This is a genomic window from Streptomyces sp. NPDC059456 (genome assembly GCF_042750055.1).
Classification (GTDB): Bacteria; Actinomycetota; Actinomycetes; order Streptomycetales; family Streptomycetaceae; genus Streptomyces.
On the sequence record NZ_JBHYVA010000008.1, the window covers coordinates 1 to 847 of the forward strand.

An 847-nucleotide genomic window follows, 5' to 3' on the forward strand; every position below is an offset into this window, starting at 1 on the left:
GTGCCCCGGGCGGGTCAGGCTGTGCCGGGGGAGTCTCGGGGGTTCCGGGCACCGCTCTCCGCGGGGTCCGCACCGCCGGGCAGGGCGGTGGCGGGCCCGGCGGTCCCGGCGGTCCCGGACACCGGCGCGTCGGACGGCGCGGGCCGGTGCCGGCCCGGCTTGTCCGGCCTGCGGCGCCGGGCCTCCACGAAGAAGGTGGCCACCAGGCTCAGTACGAAGCCCAGCACCCCCGCCATGATCAGGTACTGGAGCCGGGTCTTGGTCTGCGCCTCCGGCTTCTGCGGCGGGACGATCGTCGCCATGCGGATCATGGCTTCCGGCGTCACGGACTGCTGGGCCTGGAACTCCTGCAGCCGCTTCTCGGCGTAGGCGGTGAACACCTCGTCCGACTTCAGGACGGCGGCCGGATCCGTTCCGGTGACGCTCAGCCACATGAAGGGCCCCTGGGCGTTGTCGGCGATCTTCGCCTCGTACTCCTGGGTGACGCCGCGGGACCTGAGGTCGCGGCGGGAGTCGTCGGAGTTGAGGTTGCGCGCCAGGCCGTCGGCCATGCCGGTGAGCGAGGCCTGGGTGCTCAGGAAGGGGTTGCCGTCGAAGGCCACCGTGGCCTTCTTCGAGTTCAGGAGCGTCACCGTGCTCTGTGACCGGTACTCCACCGGGACCAGCGCGTAGACGCCCGCGACGAGCGCGGCCGTGAGCAGCAGTCCGGGCAGCAGCACGTACCAGCGCCTGCGCATGACCCGCCAGATCTCCGCGAGATCCATGGTCTTCCCCCTCGCGGCGGGGGCGGGGCCTGGACGCCCCCGCGCGGGGTCAGTTGGGGGTTTTAGGGTGTCGCGGTGTTTGC

1 protein-coding gene is annotated in these 847 nt (G+C 72.3%); it reads right to left on the reverse strand.

What is annotated here, in order from left to right:
- Nucleotides 1-14: 14 nt before the first annotated feature.
- Complete coding sequence (locus tag ACFXA3_RS01915; protein ID WP_385180519.1) at nucleotides 15-764, reverse strand: chain length determinant protein; 750 nt, start codon at nucleotides 762-764, stop codon at nucleotides 15-17.
- Nucleotides 765-847: the final 83 nt, after the last annotated feature.

What these genes read in the sequence shown, in the direction of transcription:
- ACFXA3_RS01915 (WP_385180519.1), bottom strand. Translation starts at nt 764, where the DNA reads ATGGATCTCGCGGAGATCTGGCGGGTCATGCGCAGGCGCTGGTACGTG.